This is a genomic window from Streptomyces kebangsaanensis (genome assembly GCF_001906585.1).
GTDB classification, from domain to species: domain Bacteria; phylum Actinomycetota; class Actinomycetes; order Streptomycetales; family Streptomycetaceae; genus Streptomyces; species Streptomyces kebangsaanensis.
In genome coordinates this window covers 1-1434 of sequence record NZ_JUJA01000018.1, presented here as the reverse complement: position 1 = coordinate 1434, position 1434 = coordinate 1, and the positions used below count along the sequence as shown (strand labels likewise).

Annotated in this window: 2 pseudogenes; both read left to right on the top strand. The window is 72.9% G+C overall.

Annotation, left to right across the window (positions count from 1 at the left end):
* Positions 1-610: pseudogene (locus RH94_RS41960) on the top strand (hypothetical protein); the annotation flags it as partial.
* A gap of 164 nt (positions 611-774) precedes the next feature.
* Positions 775-1434 (top strand): annotated as a pseudogene (locus RH94_RS01940) (IS200/IS605 family accessory protein TnpB-related protein); the annotation flags it as partial.

Genomic DNA, 1434 nt, shown 5'->3' with positions numbered 1-1434 from the left:
CCCGCCGGCCCGCGCGGTCGTGGACGCCGCCCGCATCCGCGACCCGGACATCCCGCTGGTGGAGGACTTCACCCCCACCCCGGGCGCCGGCGTGAGCGCGAAGGCGGAAGGCCGCACCGTCGCGGTCGGCAGTCCCACCCGCGTCCTGAACCACCACACCGGCCATCCGGCCGTCGCCGTGGCCGTCGGCCCGGAGCAGGAGGGCCGCAGCGCCGTGCTGGTCACCCTCCAGGGCACCCCGGTGGAAGTACCGGGCATCGCCGACCGGCTGCGCGAGGAGGCCGCCACCGTCGCCGCCCTGGGCGAACTGACCGGCACCGCCACGGTGCCGGTCACCGGCGCCCCCCCGCGGCAGCCCGGCTCGCCGCCGAGGTCGGCATCACCGACGTCCGCGCCGGTCTCCTCCCGCGGGACAAGGTCACCGCCGTGCAGGAGATGGAGCAGGCCGGGCGGAAGGCAACTGGTCGTCGGTGACGGCGTCAACGACGCCCCCGCGCTCGCCGCCGCCCACCCCCGCACCTTCGTGGCGGTCTCCCGGAACGATCCGGCCGGCTCCGGGATCACTCGGCCGGGAGGGGGTTGTGAACTGCTGCCGATTGACAGTGGTTGAGCACGTTCTGGTGTGCATGAGTGAGTGTCGCGGTGGCGGTGTGTGGCACTGAACAACGGCAGGAGGCAGGGCGACGGGGGTTCTGGTTTCGAATGCGTGACCTTTGACCGGGGGTGGTCGTTGGACGCGGTGAGGGGCTCTTCAGTGTCGGGCGGTGGTGGGGTGTGGGCGTGCTGCGTGAGGTGGTGGCGCCGTTCGTGGTGCCCGGCCCGTCCGGAGTGGCGATCCGCTCCAGTCTCAAGGGTTTGACCGGGCAGGACGAGGCGGTGCTGCGCCTGGTCGGCGAGCTGCTCGGCTCGCTGGCCTCCGGCGACCTGAAGGCCCGCTGCGCGGCGGGCCTGACCCACGACGGCGAGCAGTGGGCGCAACGCAAGCGGGCGCTGACGGGGAAGTCGTCCTCGCGGTGGGCGGGCAGCCTCACCAAGGCCACCCACGACCAGTGGGCTTTGGCCCGGCGCGGGCAACTCGCCCACCTCCACAGCCTCCGGGCGGGCGTCGACACGATCACGCACCGCCTCGCGCAGCCCATCGGGACGAAGGGTTCCAAGGGTGCGCCGGGCGGCTACCGCTCCCGGCGGGAGTGGTTCGCCAAGTCCCGGCGCCTGCACGTACTTGAGGACCGACTGGAGCATGAACAGGCCGACTGGGAAGCCGGACGGGTGCGGGTGGTGCGCGGCGGCAAGAAGCTGGCGCGCACCCGGCACCACCTTGAAGCCGCCCAGCTGACGGAGACGCAGTGGCGGCTGCGGTGGCAGGTCCAGCGGTGGTTTCTCCAGGCCGATGGCGAGTCCGGCAAACGCTACGGCAACGAGACCATCCGCATC